Source organism: Bacteroides acidifaciens (assembly GCF_903181435.1).
Classification (GTDB): Bacteria; Bacteroidota; Bacteroidia; order Bacteroidales; family Bacteroidaceae; genus Bacteroides.
In genome coordinates this window covers 728,636-746,395 of record NZ_CAEUHO010000004.1, presented here as the reverse complement: position 1 = coordinate 746,395, position 17,760 = coordinate 728,636, and the positions used below count along the sequence as shown (strand labels likewise).

At 42.6% G+C, this 17,760-nt stretch carries 11 protein-coding genes and 1 tRNA gene; all 12 read left to right on the top strand.

Annotated elements, in window-relative coordinates; translation table 11 throughout:
* Positions 1-31: 31 nt before the first annotated feature.
* The 12 genes from CLIN57ABFB40_RS14955 (at position 32) to CLIN57ABFB40_RS14900 (ending at position 17,727) form a co-directional block, all read left to right on the top strand.
* Entirely contained in the window at positions 32-1,339 is a 1,308-nt protein-coding gene (locus CLIN57ABFB40_RS14955; protein ID WP_175630836.1) for a sugar MFS transporter, read from the top strand.
* The gene (gene nagA / locus CLIN57ABFB40_RS14950; RefSeq protein WP_175631235.1) at positions 1,336-2,520 is read left to right on the top strand and encodes an N-acetylglucosamine-6-phosphate deacetylase; all 1,185 of its coding nucleotides are present in this window, start codon (positions 1,336-1,338) and stop codon (positions 2,518-2,520) included. Before CLIN57ABFB40_RS14955 ends, nagA begins: the two co-directional genes overlap by 4 nt.
* A gap of 11 nt (positions 2,521-2,531) precedes the next feature.
* The gene (locus CLIN57ABFB40_RS14945) at positions 2,532-3,296 is read left to right on the top strand and encodes a glucosamine-6-phosphate deaminase (RefSeq protein WP_175630835.1); all 765 of its coding nucleotides are present in this window, start codon (positions 2,532-2,534) and stop codon (positions 3,294-3,296) included.
* A gap of 6 nt (positions 3,297-3,302) precedes the next feature.
* Entirely contained in the window at positions 3,303-5,663 is a 2,361-nt protein-coding gene (locus CLIN57ABFB40_RS14940; protein WP_175630834.1) for a glycoside hydrolase family 20 protein, read from the top strand.
* Between the two features lie 19 nt (positions 5,664-5,682).
* The gene (locus tag CLIN57ABFB40_RS14935) at positions 5,683-6,735 is read left to right on the top strand and encodes a hypothetical protein (protein WP_175630833.1); all 1,053 of its coding nucleotides are present in this window, start codon (positions 5,683-5,685) and stop codon (positions 6,733-6,735) included.
* Positions 6,732-7,829 carry a hypothetical protein gene (locus CLIN57ABFB40_RS14930; protein WP_175630832.1) on the top strand — a complete coding sequence of 366 codons (1,098 nt, stop codon included), beginning with the start codon at positions 6,732-6,734 and terminating at the stop codon, positions 7,827-7,829. Before CLIN57ABFB40_RS14935 ends, CLIN57ABFB40_RS14930 begins: the two co-directional genes overlap by 4 nt.
* Before the next feature lie 67 nt (positions 7,830-7,896).
* A complete protein-coding gene (locus CLIN57ABFB40_RS14925; RefSeq protein WP_175630831.1) occupies positions 7,897-11,949 on the top strand; it encodes a hybrid sensor histidine kinase/response regulator transcription factor in 4,053 nt (1,350 codons plus the stop codon).
* A gap of 92 nt (positions 11,950-12,041) precedes the next feature.
* Entirely contained in the window at positions 12,042-14,687 is a 2,646-nt protein-coding gene (locus CLIN57ABFB40_RS14920) for a DNA gyrase/topoisomerase IV subunit A (RefSeq protein WP_175630830.1), read from the top strand.
* Positions 14,687-15,550 (top strand): DUF3316 domain-containing protein, encoded by an 864-nt coding sequence (locus CLIN57ABFB40_RS14915; protein WP_175630829.1) that lies wholly within the window; start codon positions 14,687-14,689, stop codon positions 15,548-15,550. The genes CLIN57ABFB40_RS14920 and CLIN57ABFB40_RS14915 overlap by 1 nt, the downstream gene beginning before the upstream one ends.
* A gap of 49 nt (positions 15,551-15,599) precedes the next feature.
* The gene (locus tag CLIN57ABFB40_RS14910; protein WP_175630828.1) at positions 15,600-16,622 is read left to right on the top strand and encodes a S41 family peptidase; all 1,023 of its coding nucleotides are present in this window, start codon (positions 15,600-15,602) and stop codon (positions 16,620-16,622) included.
* Positions 16,623-16,695: 73 nt separating this feature from the next.
* A tRNA-Leu gene (locus CLIN57ABFB40_RS14905) sits at positions 16,696-16,777 on the top strand.
* 59 nt (positions 16,778-16,836) lie between these two features.
* A complete protein-coding gene (locus CLIN57ABFB40_RS14900) occupies positions 16,837-17,727 on the top strand; it encodes a carbohydrate kinase family protein (RefSeq protein WP_175630827.1) in 891 nt (296 codons plus the stop codon).
* The last annotated feature ends 33 nt before the right edge of the window (positions 17,728-17,760 follow it).

Sequence of the window (17,760 nt, the reverse complement as noted above, 5' to 3'; positions counted from 1 at the left end):
ACCAAATAACCCCCTATTATCATAAATACATATGAACCGTACTATAAAAAAAGAGCCGTATATCTATCCTATATTCATTATGGGGTTTCTGTTCTTCATCTTCGGATTTGTTTCCTGGGTGAATTCCATACTGATTCCTTATTTCAGGATAGGATGCGAACTAAACCATTTCCAATCATACTTGGTAACATTCGCTTTTTATATAGCTTATTTTATCATGTCAGTGCCGGCTTCTTTCTTATTGGATAAATCTGGAATAAAAAAAGGACTGGCTATCGGATTATGGACAATGGCATTAGGAGCGCTCTTGTTTGTACCTGCCGCATACACCAGGACATATAGTATTTTCCTGACAGGCTTATTCATCTTAGGAACCGGACTGGCTATTCTCCAAACTGCCGCCAATCCATACATCACCAATATAGGCCCGATTGAGAGTGCCGCCAAACGGATTAGCATTATGGGGCTATGTAACAAGTTTGCAGGAATCATCTCTCCTTTAATTTTTGCCGCACTAGTCTTAAAGACATCCGACAATGAACTATTCAGGCAACTCAATCAAAACATCCTGATTGACGAAGAGCGCATCACCGCACTTGATGAACTTATCGGCAGAGTTATGCTCCCCTATGCGATCCTTGCATTCATTCTATTTGTGTTCGGACTGTTTATCCGCTATTCCTCTCTCCCGGAGATGAATCTTCGGAAACAGGAAAAAGAGGAAACCGTAACCCTGCAAAAGAAAGGCAGCATTTGGGATTACCCCTATCTGATATTAGGTGTTTGGGCTCTCTTTTTTCATGTAGGGACTCAAGTCATCGCCATCGATACAATTATCGGATATGCCGAAAGTATGAACGTGAGTCTCATTGACGCAAAACATTTTCCGTCGTACACTTTAATCTGTACATTAACCGGATACACAATAGGCGTCTGTCTGATTCCTAAAATTATTTCCCAAACCCGCGCTTTACAAATATGCACTATATTAGGGCTATTGTTATCTGTGGGAGTAGTAATAGTATCAAAAGAGATTGTTTTTATGGGAATGCAAGTGGACATATCCATATGTCTTCTTGTATTGCTCGGGCTTCCGAATGCGCTAATATATGCCGGAATATGGCCTCTTGCCATCCATGATTTGGGGCGTCACACTAATTTAGGCTCCTCACTGCTGGTCATGGCATTATGCGGCAACGCTTTCTTGCCAATGGCCTATGGAGCTATTGCTGATGCATATGATGTACGCACGGGATACTGGGTACTGATTCCCTGTTTCATATATCTGGTCTTTTATGCAGTATACGGTCATAAAATAAAAACATGGAAAATAAAATGAGACTCATCAAAATATACAACTGTAAAGCAATAACGCCTTCTCATATTCTACCGGATGCAATGGTCATCGTAAAAGACGGAGTAATAGAAGAGGTGACAACAAATAGAATAGAAATTACTGATGCAAAAGAAATTAACGGAAACGGAATGTATGTTTCTCCCGGTTTTATAGATTTGCATACACACGGTGCCGACAACCACGACTTCATGGACGGAAGTGTAGAAGCCTATTTGGAAGCCGCACGTACCCATGCATGCCACGGCACCACATTACTGTTTCCGACCACTCTGACAAGCACCAATGACGCTCTTTTCAAGAGTTTTGCAAAGTATGAAGAGGCCTGTTCACGCAATCATCAAGGAGCAGCCTTTGGCGGAATACATTTAGAAGGGCCCTATTTTGCCCAAAGCCAATGCGGAGCACAAGATCCTAAATTTCTCAAAAAACCTGTTCCATCGGATTATCAGGAAATATTATCCCATACAAGTCACATAGTTCGATGGAGCATAGCACCTGAACTTCCGGGCGCACTTGACTTAGGCTGCTATCTTGACAAACAGGGAATATTGCCTTCCATTGCCCATACCGACGCCACTTACGAGGAAGTACAGAAAGCATTCGATTGTGGATACAGGCATATCACCCACTTTTACTCTGCCATGTCAGGAATTACCCGGAGAAATGCCTTCCGTTATGCAGGCGTCATTGAAAGTGGTTATTTAATGGATGGAATGACTATTGAAATTATAGCAGATGGAATACATGTACCTAAAAGTCTGATGCAATTAGCTTATAAAATCAAAGGCGCAGAGAACATTGCCTTGGTTACGGATTCGATGCGAGCCGCCGGCATGCCGGATGGAAAAAGTATTCTCGGCAGTATTGAAGAAGGACAAGAGGTACTCATAGAAGACGGTGTTGCCAAACTACCGGATCGTTCTGCTTTCGCAGGCAGTGTTGCTACTACCGACAGACTGGTACGAACTGCCACTAAAATAGCCGAGATTCCTCTATGCGAAGCTGTCAGAATGACGTCGGCAACTCCCGCCCGGATTATGGGTATCCAGCAACATAAAGGGAGTTTACAGAAAGGGAAAGACGCTGACTTACTTTTATTCAATGAAAACATTGAAATAAAAATGACCATGATCAAGGGAAATATTGTATACGAAAACCTATAAAAAGAAAAATAATGGAACTGAAAGTAGATAATTTATCTGTAAAAATAAGCAAAAACCGTACTTTAATGGGAACTCATGCAGCTTCCGAAGCCGCTACATGTTTAAAACGATTATTAGAAGAGAAAGAAACAACCAACATCATATTCGCAGCCGCACCATCCCAAAATGAATTGCTGGATGCACTCAGCAAAACAGAAGGAATCGACTGGAGAAGAGTAAATGCGTTTCACATGGATGAATATATCGGGCTGGATAAAGATGCTCCACAAGGGTTCGGCAATTTCTTGCGGGAACATATCTTTTCAAAAGTCCCTTTCCGGACTGTTTTTTATCTCAATGGACAAGCGGATAACATACAGGAAGCATGTCAGGAATATACAGACCTTTTGCTAAATTATCCTGCCGACATTGTCTTTATGGGAATTGGTGAAAACGGGCATATAGCCTTCAACGACCCACATGTAGCGGATTTTCAGGATCCATATTTGGTAAAAATCGTAGACCTTGATGAAAAATGCCGTCAGCAACAAGTAAACGATGGTTGTTTCAGCAGTATTGCCAAAGTACCGACTCATGCACTTACGCTGACAATTCCTGCTTTATATAGAACCGGTTACATTTTCTGCATGGTACCCGGAAAAACCAAAGCATGGGCTGTAAACGAAACATTAACAGGGGCAGTATCTCCCCGATGTCCGGCATCCATATTAAGAAATCATCCTCATGCCACATTATACATCGACAATGATAGTTCCAGCATATTCATGCTTAAATAGACTTATATGAAACACTTTATATTTTTATTAATCGTCATTCTATCGGGAATCAGCCAAGTCCATGCCTGTGGCAAATATCCCATTATTCCTTATCCTAAAAGTCTGCGGGCTATGGAAGGATACTTTATCCTTAAAAACAATATGCAGATTTCAGTACCTTTCGAGAATAAAAAAGTACATCAGATTGCTGATGATTTCATCAAAAAGTTATCGGAAGTATCCGGCCTGCATCTGTCAATCTCTCAAGAGAACACAAAAGCAGATATCATATTCACAAAAGATAATTCATTAGGTAATGAAGCATATCTGTTAAACATAGCGCCGGAAAGAATCGTTGTCAAGGCGGCAACTCCCAACGGTTTTTTCTACGCAGTACAAAGTATCCTGCAATTATTGCCTGCGGAGATTTGCTCTCCGGACTTCATCGGAAATCATGTCATCTGGCAAATTCCTTGTGCTCATATCATAGATGAGCCAAGTTTCAGTTATCGGGGAATGATGCTGGATGTTGCCAGATACTTTATGCCCAAGCAATATGTATTAGACTTTATAGACCGGTTAGCCGCACAAAAAATCAACTATTTCCACTTTCATCTGACAGAAGACCAAGGATGGCGGATTGAAATCAAAAAATATCCGCGGCTCACTTCAGTAGGTGCATACAGACCCTATACCCAAACAGGATACAAACATTTTCATGCACCGGTTATTCCCGATGAAGTGGAACACCAAGGATTTTATACCCAGGAAGACATCAAGGAAATAGTAGCATACGCAGAGAAGCGATATGTTACTATCATTCCCGAAATAGAACTTCCGGGACATAGTTCGGCTGCGGTAGCCGCTTATCCGGAACTGTCATGCGGAATAAAAAAAGAATATGAAGTAGTAAAGAACTTCGGGATTTTTGATAATGTTTTCTGCCCGAAAGAAACAACATTCCAATTCTTGGATGACGTATTCACTGAAGTCGCAGCCCTTTTCCCCGGAAAGTATATCCATATCGGCGGAGATGAATGTCCTAAAACAGCCTGGAAACAATGCAAGCATTGCCAGCTGTTAATAAAGGAATTACAATTAAAAGATGAAAGCAGCCTGCAAAGTTACTTCATCCACCGTGTGGAAAAAATACTAAACAACAAAGGTAAACAACTGATTGGTTGGGACGAAATATTGGAAGGCGGTCTGGCACCTAATTCCACCGTCATGTCATGGAGAGGCGAACAAGGCGGTATCGAAGCTGCCCAAGCAGGTCATCCGGTCATTATGATTCCCAATGCGGATACCTACCTGAATTATTATCAGGAAGATCCGGAATTTGCTCCGGTAGGTTCCGGCAGTTTCCTTCCCATGGAACAAGTATATCGTTTCAACCCGTTATCCACGCTACTAAAAGGCAAATTGAGCCAATATGTACTTGGCACCGAAGCTGCATTATGGACACCATACATGAAAAATCCCCAAATAGTGGACTATTATATGTATCCCCGTTTCTATGCATTCGCAGAAGTTGCCTGGGGCACAAACAAGCCTGAACGCTATCAAGAGTTCCTTGCGAATATCGGCCCGCACTATAAACGTCTGGATTACCAGTCGATTCATGCTTGCCGCAATTATTTCGATGCCTATATCGATGGGGCATACAACCCGCGTACCCGTGCTTTCGAAATACGGCTTAAAGGAATGATGCCCGGCTCGGTAATTCACTACACATTAGACGGGAATGAGCCGACAAGCAAAGCTGCCATATACACCCAGCCCATTAAAGTAACGAAAGATACTCAGGTTAAAGCAGTTGTTTTTAAGAACGGAGCGCAAGTCGGCAAAGTCACACAAAAATCTTTTTTCGTAAACAAAGCAACAGGGAAAAGCACCTCTTCAAATGTAGCCTATAGATTCAAACCCGATAATCCCGGCGCCAAGGATTACAGCGAGTTTAATTTCTGTGGACTAACCAACGGTATACGCGGCTATTTAAACCACGTACATCCTTGGGTTGCCTTCAAACCAGCTCAATATACTGAAATTATTGTCGATCTTGACACCATAACCTCTTTCCGTAAAATACGTTATGGAGTAATGAATGGATACGGGCAGGAAGCGGTTGCCCCCGAATCAGTGGATATTGAAATCTCAAACGATTCAATCTCTTTCAAACGGATTGCTTCTAAAAAGTTCACCTATACTATTGTAAATAAATGGCAAATGTTCGAACAAAAGTTTAATTTTGAATCACAAAAGGCACGTTATGTGAAATTGAGATTCAAGAATGGAAAATTACCCCACAAATTGGGTGATTTCCCCGTTCCCGAAAAACGTGAAGGAGAATTGGGACTACTGTTTATCGATGAAATTGAAATAAAATAAGATTAATACAAATAGAGTTATGAGAACCAAACTGTTACTACTATTATTTATTATCTGCCAACAATGCAGCCTGTCATTGGCAACAGAAGACCCGACCTCTAAGGCAGAGCTCACCGAAAAGCAGTTGCAACGGGCCGCTGAATTCAAAAAGGTATTAAGGACCGGTGAAGGATACAGAAGCGGAGTATATATTTATACCAAACGAAGTATCAACGATTATCTGGCGACACCGGACATACTGGCAGCCCGCCTGGCAGTATTGGGATTTACAGATGTATATTTAGGTTCAGAGAAAGCCCTGTCAGGAAAATCGGATGATTACTTAAAATGGCAGAAGAAGTTCATTGAAGAAGCCCATCTATATGGAATGAAAGTACATGCCCTCAGACTGAGCAGTGCCCGCTTATATGTTGATGACATGCGTGTATTGGAAGATTGTAAATTAGTAAACGACTATAACTATTCTGTAAAAAAGAAACAGCGGTTTGACGGTGTATCGGCAGACTTGGAACCCCATATTCTCAAAAAAGGCTTTATAGACTATCCCAAAGGATTGACCCTATACTGGGATTCTAAAAACAATTTCGGAATAGGAAAAGACAACGACCTGTTATTGAAACGGACGGTGGAAGTAATGAAAATGGCACAAAAGGAACTGAAACCACTTCCCTTGAGCCAAGCATTGGGATTCTTTTTCCAACCAAGAGTGGACAACGGATTACTGAAACATGGTGGTGCCAAAGAATTCTTGCAATATTGTAATCAATTAATCATCATGGCTTATAACTATAAGGCCGAACGGGTATTTGAAATGGCAAAACCCATCTTAACCGCTGCCGAAGACAAAGAAAAAACGGTCAGTGTATGCGTCAAAACAAGTCTAGGTACAGTCGGTGACGAAGGGCCTATTACTTCTTTTCAAACTCATGGTTGGGATTATATGATCAACGCACTCCAGTTTTTAATGAATGAATCGTCTCGGTTCGTATCTTTCAGAGGTATCGACATTTTTGAGTTTCAAGGTTTTGAAATAATGTGGAAAGACAATGGAAATAAAAGAATTAATCAATGAAACATATAGGGACATACTTCTTTTTATTCCTTTTACTGTTTGTCACCTCTTGCGGGGCGAATGAAGAAACAGAGGAAAAGCCCGGTAAGGGAAGTTCAGTTACAGACAATCAAATCTTGATTGAACAAGCTGATTTCACATCATCGACAATGGAGAGAGTAAAACAGTTCCAAGCCACTACTCATCCTACAAATTCCAGCCGGAACGGTATATATGTATATTCTAAAACAATAGACAAATACTTGGATGCACCCGAAAAGTTAGCCGCCCGAATCATTTTATCAGGATTCAGCGAAGTTTATTTATCTACCCCCAAATCGACCTTATGCACTATACAAAGTGCTAACTTTCAGTGGATGCGAACATTCATCTCATTTTTACACACATACAATATCCAAGTGTTTGCCTTATTGTTAAGCAATCCCCGATTATATACCAACCAAGATCTTCTTTTTGAGGATCTTGGTAACCTGGAGTTGTATAACCAGACAGTCCATAATTCCGAGAAACTAGATGGCGTTATGGCCGACCTTGAACCTCATACCCTTAAGTCGGAAAACGAACAGGCTCCGGAAGGACTAGACATATATTGGGACAGTAACAACCATTATGGCATCGGAAAAGAAAACGACCAACTTCTCAAACGCACACTAAATATACTTCAACGCGCTTCTTTTGAGCTATCCCCCCTTAAGCACAAAGAATCGGTATCTTTTTTATATCAGCCCAAATATGATGAAGGTCGTTTGTCTTATGGTAGTGCAACACAGTTTTTGCAACAATGCGAGTCCGTTCATGTCATGGCTTATTACAATCGTGCAGAAGTAATATGGAACCGTAGTCTTCCCTTACTTGAGGATGCAAATAAACTTTACAAGAATGCAGTAAGCGTATGTGTCAAAGTGAGTGTAAATACTTATGGTGATGAGGGAAACGAGAATACCTCCTTGCAACCCAAAGGCTGGAAATACCTGATTGAAACCCTATCCGATATTTATGCCCGTGGTAATCAGCATCCAAGTTTCCGTGGCATGGACTTTTTTGAATACGACGGACTGGAAATTATGCTAGAGAACACACTTGACACATTTTAAACGCAGCATTATTTTTGCAGGTTATAAAATAATTGTTTTTATTTGTATCGGTAATAGCAAACTGTTTATGCGTCATCATTCATCTGCTTTTCATATTCTACTTATTATATTACTCATTGCATATACAAAAGCTGTATACGCTGAGAATGTATCATTCGAATCCCTGACAACACGCCAGGGCTTGCCCCAAATGAGCGTACTCGATATTATTCAGGATGACCAAGGTTATATTTGGTTTGCCACCAGAGACGGTATGGCACGATACGACGGATACTCGATAGATGTCTTTCAAAACCGGGCAAATGATTCCCTTTCCTTATCAAACAACTATGTAATATCGGTAGGAAAAGACAAAAAAGGAGCATTATGGATTGGTACATTGTACGGGCTCAACCGCTACTCTTCAGAAACCGAAGAATTTGAACAGTTTTACGCTAAAGAAGACGATAAACAATCTCTTAGTTCAAGTATTATTCGCAGGGTCTATATAGACCCTAAAGAGAAAGTCTGGATATGCACAGATAACGGGTTAAACCTGTTTGACCCTGAGCACCGAAACTTTACCCACTATTCTCCGGACTCAACAAAAAGCTTCCGAATCAATACAATTATCGATCTGGATGCCAACAACAATTATCTGGTCGGTACTGACAGCGAATTGCTGCTTTTCAATCCTTCACAAAATAAGTTTATCCCACTACCCGATAAACAGATGATCTCCGGAATTAAAATATTGTATAAAGGTACAGATAGTTCCATATATATCGGTACAGCCGAAAATGGTTTGTTTGTATTAGATCACCAATTGGATATTAAAGCACATTATGCAAATCAAACCTATAATCCTAACAGTATAAGTAATAATTCTATCAGATGTATTACCGAAGACCATGATGGCGATATTATAATCGGAACATTCAACGGAATTAACATCTTCAATCCTCTGAAAAAAACGTTCATAACCTATCAACAAAAATCCGATAATCAAAACGGGCTGTCTCACTTTTCCATACACTCCGCTTATTGCGATAAAGACAATACGATTTGGTTAGGTACCTGGGCAGGTGGTGTCAACTACTTCAATCTGCAAAACAATAACTTTTTCCAATTCTACACTCCTACCTTTGAAGGAAAAAGACTACTCGGTATTGTAGGTCCACTAGCCAATGATAATAATGGGATATGGATAGGGCTCGAAGGCGGCGGTCTCCTTCATTATGATATATCAAGAAAAGAATATACAAGATACAATATCAACAATAAAGAAGGAGATTTTGATTTCCGTTCCAATATTGTGACCTGTCTATATAACAACGGTTCCATATTATACATAGGAACAAACAGCGGGAAACTCTCTCTTTTCGATATTCGACAAAGAAAAATACTTCGTACTGTTACACTACCCGGCGGCTCTTCTATCATCACTATTCATCCCGACTCCAAAGGTAACATCTTATTAGGTATTTCCGGTACAAGAGGGCTGGTCTACATTTCCGCAGACGGACAGATACAAACCTGTTTCTATCTGCCTTCCGGTAAAGAAATCACATTCAGTAATATTTGTTCTATTTTAGAAGACGAGAACGGCTATTTCTTATTAGGAAGTAATTCACATGGAATCTACCGCTACAACTTCCAGACCCGCGACTGTTCTTCTTTTCTACATACGGACAAAAACGGATTAAATATCTGTGTCAACCAGTTATATCGTGACATCAACAACCAAATTTGGGTAGCAACAGCCAGACAAGGTATTATCGGGCTGACAAGCGACAAGAAAGTCGCCCACCAATATACCATTGACGATGGCTTAAAATCAAACACTATTTGTGCCATCACCGGAGATGCAAACGGGAATATCTGGGCCTCGACCTTTTCTTCTGTAGCCAAGATTACTCCGGAAGAAAAAAGTATCAGTAACTTCACAGGATTCCAAGTCAATGAATTCGCATTACGCTCCTGCCTGCGCACAGACTCTATCTGCTATTTCGGAGGTGATATCGGTATCGTGTCTTTCAATCCTTCCCACCGGAGCACAAATACCAACATCCCGCCTGTTGTAATAAAAAACATCTCAATCAATAACAAGAGAATTCCACTAAAGCAGTTGAATATTCACAAAGATGCAATTGTAGTAGATTATAATGAATCTAATATTACATTCGACTATCGCGCCCTGAATTTTATACGTTCCGACCAGAACCAATATGCATACTACATGGAAGGGTTCGATAAGGACTGGATATATGTCAGTGACCGGACAATGGCGCATTACACCAACCTGCCCGCAGGAAAATATACTTTTCATGTAAAAGCCTGCAACAACGATAACGTATGGAATGAAGAAGGAGTCAGCGTCCGGCTGGAAGTATTACCGCCACCTTGGAAAACCTGGTGGGCGATAGGTATCTATATTCTTATCTTATTAGGCATCATCGTTTCATACCTGCATTATTTAAAAGTAAGAATAAAATTAACGAATGACGTACATATAAAGCAAATGGAGCAGGAAAACTCCGAGAAATTGCATAATGACCGCATCAACTTATTCACAAATTTCTCTCACGAGTTACGCACACCTTTGACTCTAATCATTGCCCCTTTAGAGGAATTATTAAACCGTCCGGATTTATCCTCTACTGTAAAGAAACCTTTGGAACTGATGTACAGCAATTCCAAACGTCTCCTATTCCTGATTAACCAGCTTATGGATTTCAGGAAAAAAGAAGCCGGCAAGATGAGTCTAAGAGCGGCAGAAGGCAACTTCTCCAAGTTCATAGAAGAAATTGTACTGGCTTTTCAGGAACTCACACACTCCAAAGGTATTACTCTTTGTTATAATCTACCGGATGCACCTATCAACCTATGGTATGACCGCGGACTAATGGAAAAAGTCTTGTTCAATCTACTGTCAAATGCCATAAAGAATACCCCTGATAGTGGAAGAATAGATATAGGAACCGTTTATAATGAAACAACCGGACAATCAATCTTATTGACTATAAAAGATACAGGCATCGGCATTCCACAAAACAAGTTAAACGCCATCTTTGACCCTTTCTATCAAGTCAACGAGTCAGATTCGTCCACTCCTGGAACCGGTATCGGGTTATATCTTACAAAAGCTATTGTAGAAATGCATAAGGGACGTATTTATGTAGAAAGCGTCCAAGGAAAAGGAAGTACCTTCTTCGTTGAATTACCAACTGGAAATGCTCATTTGTCCACAGATGAGATTATTGAAAACTACAAGGACAGTGAAGACATCACACGTTACATTAATTTATCATTAAATGAATTTTACTCCAACGAACAATTCAATGAAACAGAGGAACAAGTTACGAACAAGAAGTATACGATATTAATCGTGGAAGACAACAAAGAATTACGTCACTACATAAAACAGAACTTATCAAAGTTCTATAATGTCATAGAGGCCGCCGATGGTGAAGAAGCCAAAATAAAATCATTCAGCTATATGCCTGATTTGATAGTCAGTGATATCATGATGCCTAGAACAGACGGTATTCAGTTATGCCGTATCATAAAAGGAGACTTACGTACCGGGCATATTCCCGTCATTTTGCTCACCGCGCGGACTACTGTTTTGCAAGTAGAAGAAGGCTTAAAAATAGGAGCCGACGATTATATCACCAAACCATTCAACATGACGCATCTGAAAGTTCGCATTACAAACCTGCTCACTTCCAGAGATAAATTAAAAGAAATATATAGCAAAAACTTCAACACACATGATATCGGCGCCAATATAACTTCGGCTGACGACCGCTTTTTACAAAAGCTATATGCCGTCATGGAAGAAAATATGTCGAATCCAGAACTGAACATTGAAAAATTCTGTAATGAAATTGGAATGAGCAAGACCAACCTCTACTATAAAATCAAACAACTGACTAACTTCTCTCCCACCGAATTCATGCGACGGTCACGTTTACAAATGGCAGCACGCCTGTTAATAGAAAAGAAAATTACCATTTCAGAAGTCTCGACTTTAGTTGGTTTCAACAGTCATTCTTATTTCTGTAGTTGCTTCAAGGCAATTTATGGCTGCTCCCCAACAGAGTATGTTGAAAGAAATCAAGAAATTACATCCTTTTAACACAAGGAATCTCGCTCTTTCTTTTCCTAAATCTCGTTTATTTTTGTATTTTTGCCTGCGTATGCATAAAATTATAGTATATATACGAATTTATGAGTGACGAAATTAACGAGATACCAGAAGGACATTCAGACTACAAACCGGCGGACGCGCGGGACGAAAACGTAAAACATCAACTGACAGGCATGTACCAGAACTGGTTTCTGGACTATGCTTCGTATGTGATTCTCGAGCGTGCCGTCCCCCATATTAATGACGGTTTAAAACCTGTCCAGCGACGTATCCTGCATTCCATGAAGCGTCTGGACGACGGACGATATAACAAAGTTGCCAACATTGTGGGACACACCATGCAGTTCCATCCGCATGGTGACGCTTCAATCGGAGACGCCCTGGTGCAGCTCGGACAGAAAGATTTGTTAATCGACTGCCAAGGTAACTGGGGTAATATCCTTACCGGAGACGGTGCTGCCGCTCCCCGTTATATCGAAGCGCGCCTTTCCAAGTTTGCTTTGGATGTTGTTTTCAATCCCAAAACTACCGAATGGAAGCTATCCTATGACGGACGAAACAAGGAACCGGTCACTCTTCCCGTGAAATTCCCATTATTACTAGCACAGGGCGTGGAAGGTATCGCCGTAGGACTTTCTTCCAAGATTCTGCCGCACAACTTCAACGAACTTTGTGACGCTTCTATCAGTTACCTGCGCGGCGAAGAGTTCCAACTCTATCCCGACTTCCAGACGGGCGGTTCCATCGACGTAGCCAAATACAATGACGGCGAACGCGGCGGAGCAGTGAAAGTACGCGCTAAAATCAACAAGCTCGACAACAAGACACTTGCCATCACGGAGATTCCTTACGGTAAGACCACTTCATCCGTCATCGACTCCATCCTGAAAGCTGTCGACAAAGGAAAAATCAAGATTCGCAAGGTAGACGACAACACGGCTGCCAACGTAGAAATATTAGTGCACCTGGCACCCGGCACGTCATCGGACAAAACGATAGACGCCCTCTATGCTTTCACTGACTGCGAAGTGAGCATTTCGCCCAACTGCTGTGTTATCGACGATAGCAAACCGCACTTCCTCACTGTCAGTAAAGTCCTGAAAAAGTCGGCAGACAACACGATGGACTTGCTGAAACAAGAACTGGAAATCAAGAAAGGTGAAATACTGGAAGCACTGCACTTCTCTTCTCTCGAGAAGATATTTATCGAAGAACGTATCTATAAGGACAAAGAGTTCGAGCAATCCAAAGATATGGACGCAGCCTGCGCACATATCGACGAACGCCTGACACCCTATTATCCGACATTTATCCGCGAAGTGACCAAAGAGGATATTCTCAAACTGATGGAAATCAAAATGGGACGTATCCTGAAATTCAACTCGGACAAAGCGGACGAACTCATCGCCCGGATGAAAGAGGACATCGCCGAAATTGACGACCATCTGGCTCATATCGTAGATTATACCGTCAACTGGTATCTGATGTTGAAGAACAAATACGGCAAGAACTTCCCGCGCCGCACGGAACTGCGCAACTTCGACACCATCGAAGCCGCCAAAGTAGTGGAAGCGAACGAAAAACTCTATATCAACCGTGAAGAAGGATTTATCGGAACAGCCTTGAAGAAGGACGAATTTGTGGCTTCTTGTTCGGATATTGATGATGTCATCATCTTCTTCCGCGACGGCAAGTACCTCGTTACGCCTGTTGCCGACAAGAAGTTTGTCGGCAAGAACGTTCTTTACGTCAACGTATTCAAGAAGAACGACAAACGGACGATTTACAACGTAGCATACCGCGACGGGAAAGAGGGAACGACCTATGTCAAACGTTTCGCCGTGACTTCCGTAGTCCGTGACCGTGAATATGACGTCACCCAAGGTACCCCCGATTCACGTATCACCTATTTCAGTGCCAATCCGAACGGGGAAGCCGAAATCATCAAGGTTACGTTGAAACCTAACCCACGCGTACGCCGCATCATCTTCGAGCAAGACTTCAGCGAAGTGGGCATTAAAGGCCGACAGGCACGCGGTATCATCCTCACCCGTCTGCCGATACACAAAATTACCCTGAAACAGAAAGGCGGTTCGACCCTCGGCGGGCGTAAGGTATGGTTCGACCGTGACATTCTCCGCCTCAACTATGACGGCCGGGGCGAATATCTGGGCGAGTTCCAGAGTGAAGACACCATACTGGTCGTTCTGAACAACGGTGACTTCTACAACAGCAACTTCGACCTGAGCAACCACTATGAAGATAATGTAAGCATCGTCGAGAAGTTCGACCCCCACAAGATATGGACTGCCGCGCTTTATGATGCCGACCAACAAAATTATCCGTACCTGAAACGTTTCTGTTTTGAAGGTTCCAACCGCAAACAGAACTACTTGGGCGAGAACAAAAACAACCGTCTCATCTTACTGACCGACGAATACTACCCGCGCCTGGAAGTTGTATTCGGCGGACACGACAGTTTCCGCGACCCGTTGGAAATTGATGCGGATGAATTTATCGCTGTCAAAGGGTTCAAAGCAAAAGGCAAACGTATCACCACCTACACGGTTGAGACGATTAACGAACTTGAGCCGACCCGTTTCCCCGAACCCGAACAGCAAACGCAGGACGAACCGGAAGAAGAACCGGAGAATCTGGACCCGGACAACGGCAAGAGTGAAGGAGATATTATTGACGAAATCACCGGGCAGATGAAGTTATTCTGATGAAGAAAAAACTAATATACTGGGGGCTGACAGGATGCATCCTGTTCGCCCTCTGCACCAAATTACAAGCGCAGACCGACAGCCTGCAAACCCATCGCTATGTAACACGTGCCACCATGTACGGTATCGGATTTACCAACGTATTCGATACCTATCTTTCGCCTCAGGAATACAAAGGAATCGACTTCCGTGTTTCCCGCGAAACAATTCGGATGACCAAACTGTTCGACGGGAATATTTCCGTGCAGAATTTCTTCCAGGCAGACATCGGTTATACGCACAACCGTGCCGACAACAATAATACATTCTCCGGTCTGGTCAACTGGAATTACGGTCTTCACTACCAGTTCCGGCTGACGGAGAACTTCAAGTTACTGGCAGGTGGATTGATAGACGCTAACGGTGGCTTTGTTTACAACCTTCGAAACACCAACAATCCCGCTTCCGCAAGAGCTTACGTCAACCTGGACGCTTCGGGAATGGCAATCTGGCATCTGAAAATCAAACGATATCCGATGGTGTTGCGTTATCAGGTCAATTTGCCTGTAATGGGAATGCTTTTCTCACCACACTACGGACAATCCTATTATGAGATATTCTCCTTGGGCAACTCGAGCGGAGTGATAAAATTCACTTCCCTGCACAACCAGCCTTCACTCCGCCAGATGCTTTCCGTCGACCTGCCGATAGGATATACCAAAATGCGTTTCAGCTATCTGGCCGATTTGCAGCAATACAAAGTAAATAATATCAAGACACACACCTACTCCCATGTATTCATGGTAGGATTTGTGAAAGACCTATACCGTATCCGAAATAAAAAAGGAGCAAGCGTCTTACCATCATCGGTAAGAGCCTACTAAGAGAGCAAAAATTTAATGTTGAAACTTCAAAGCGTGAGAGATAACAAGAATGAAAAATAAGATTATACAACTACTTTTGCTAATCTGCTGCCTGCCGGCGCTGACCGGCTGCATCAGGGAGGATGAGTACGCTAATGATCCCGTAGGCAACTTCGAGCAACTATGGAAGATTATTGACGAACAGTACTGTTTTCTGGAAGCAAAAGGAATTGACTGGGATGCCGTTCACGAAGAATACAGAAAACTGATTATACCGACCATGTCCAACGATGACCTGTTCGACATTCTAAGCCAGATGCTGTATATCCTGAAAGACGGGCATGTCAATCTTTCTTCTGCAAAACGCACTTCTTTCTACGATGATTGGTATCAGGGATACGACTGGAACTACCGGGAAGATATTCTTTATCAGACTTATCTGGGCAGTGCCAGCAGTGGTTATTACACAGCTTCCGGCTTAAAATATAAGATATTCGATAATAATATAGGATATATCCGTTATGAAAGTTTCAGCGCCGGAGTCGGAAACGGCAACTTGGACGAGGTTCTTCTCTATCTGGCACCTTGCAACGGATTAATCATTGATGTACGCGACAACGGTGGTGGAAATCTGACGAACTCTACCCGCATTGCCGCCCGGTTTACCAACCAAAAGACGCTGACCGGATACATTCAGCACAAAACAGGACCGGGACATAATGACTTCTCTAAGAAGGAACCGATTTATCTGGAACCATCTAGCAGTATCCGTTGGCAAAAAAAGGTCGTTATATTAACCAACCGTCGTTGTTACAGCGCGACAAACGATTTTGTTAATGCGATGCGCAGCATAGAAGATACAGAAATTATCCAAGTCGGCGATTGGACCGGTGGCGGTTCGGGACTTCCTTTCTCATCGGAATTGCCAAACGGATGGAGCATCCGTTTCTCTGCCAGCCCGCACTTCGACAAAAACGAACAACCGCTAGAAGAAGGTATCGCACCGGATATTGCCATCAATATGTCTGAAGCAGACCAACTTAAAAAGAAAGATACCCTGATTGAAAAGGCATTCGAGATATTAAGTGAATAACTTTATTACCGAATAATTTGTCAAATCAGAAAATCTTCCTATCTTTGCACCGCTAAACAAAAAAGCTACACATGCGGATGTGGCGTAATTGGTAGCCGCGCCAGACTTAGGATCTGGTGCCGTGAGGCGTGTAGGTTCGAGTCCTATCATCCGCACAGAAATAAAACTAGAAGCCTTCAAGATACTGTCTTGAAGGCTTTTTAATTGATTGGATATGAATAAACATCAACTCTGCTGTATCGGTCACATCACACTGGACAAAGTGGTTACTCCACAAAGCACAGTCTATATGCCTGGCGGAACCGCCTTCTATTGTTCGCATGCCATCCGCCATTTTAATGATATTGACTATGCATTGGTGACAGCAGTCGGTGCTACCGAAATGAACGTAGTAGAACAACTACGCGAAGCAGGCATTAATGTTACCACATTGCCCAGCAAGTACTCGGTATATTTTGAAAATATCTATGGAGCCAATCCCGACGACCGTACCCAACGTGTATTGGCCAAAGCAGACCCTTTCACCGCCCTCCAACTCAAAGAAATAGACGCAGAGATTTACCATCTCGGCTCCCTGCTGGCAGACGATTTCTCATTGGAAGTAATCAAGGAACTTTCCCGGAAAGGATTGATAGCGGTAGACTCGCAAGGTTACCTTCGCGAGGTACGCGACACACACGTGTATCCGATAGACTGGACAGACAAACGGGAAGCGCTGCAATATATCCATTTCCTCAAAGTTAATGAGCACGAAATGGAAGTACTGACCGGGCTTGCCGACCCGCACGAAGCCGCCCGCCGGTTACACGAATGGGGAGTAAAAGAAGTGCTGGTCACCCTCGGAAGCATGGGTTCCCTTATTTTCGACGGAACCGATTTTTACCGTATCCCGGCTTACCAACCCGAAAAAGTAGTAGACGCGACAGGATGCGGAGACACTTATACCATCGGCTACTTATACCAACGGGTATCAGGCGCAAGCATTGAAGACGCAGGACGCTTTGCGGCAGCCATGTCTACATTGAAAATTGAGAAATCCGGTCCTTTCAGCGGAAGCAAAGAAGACGTCATTCACTGCATGACGACTGCAAAGGAAATGTTTTAATTGGTACTGTCCCTAATTTACATAAAATTAGGG

Bases quoted from the DNA above. Each gene is read 5' to 3' on its own strand.
- CLIN57ABFB40_RS14955 (WP_175630836.1), top strand. From the start codon at position 32: ATGAACCGTACTATAAAAAAAGAGCCGTATATCTATCCTATATTCATT.
- nagA (WP_175631235.1), top strand. From the start codon at position 1,336: ATGAGACTCATCAAAATATACAACTGTAAAGCAATAACGCCTTCTCAT.
- CLIN57ABFB40_RS14945 (WP_175630835.1), top strand. From the start codon at position 2,532: ATGGAACTGAAAGTAGATAATTTATCTGTAAAAATAAGCAAAAACCGT.
- CLIN57ABFB40_RS14940 (WP_175630834.1), top strand. From the start codon at position 3,303: ATGAAACACTTTATATTTTTATTAATCGTCATTCTATCGGGAATCAGC.
- CLIN57ABFB40_RS14935 (WP_175630833.1), top strand. From the start codon at position 5,683: ATGAGAACCAAACTGTTACTACTATTATTTATTATCTGCCAACAATGC.
- CLIN57ABFB40_RS14930 (WP_175630832.1), top strand. From the start codon at position 6,732: ATGAAACATATAGGGACATACTTCTTTTTATTCCTTTTACTGTTTGTC.
- CLIN57ABFB40_RS14925 (WP_175630831.1), top strand. From the start codon at position 7,897: ATGCGTCATCATTCATCTGCTTTTCATATTCTACTTATTATATTACTC.
- CLIN57ABFB40_RS14920 (WP_175630830.1), top strand. From the start codon at position 12,042: ATGAGTGACGAAATTAACGAGATACCAGAAGGACATTCAGACTACAAA.
- CLIN57ABFB40_RS14915 (WP_175630829.1), top strand. From the start codon at position 14,687: ATGAAGAAAAAACTAATATACTGGGGGCTGACAGGATGCATCCTGTTC.
- CLIN57ABFB40_RS14910 (WP_175630828.1), top strand. From the start codon at position 15,600: ATGAAAAATAAGATTATACAACTACTTTTGCTAATCTGCTGCCTGCCG.
- CLIN57ABFB40_RS14900 (WP_175630827.1), top strand. From the start codon at position 16,837: ATGAATAAACATCAACTCTGCTGTATCGGTCACATCACACTGGACAAA.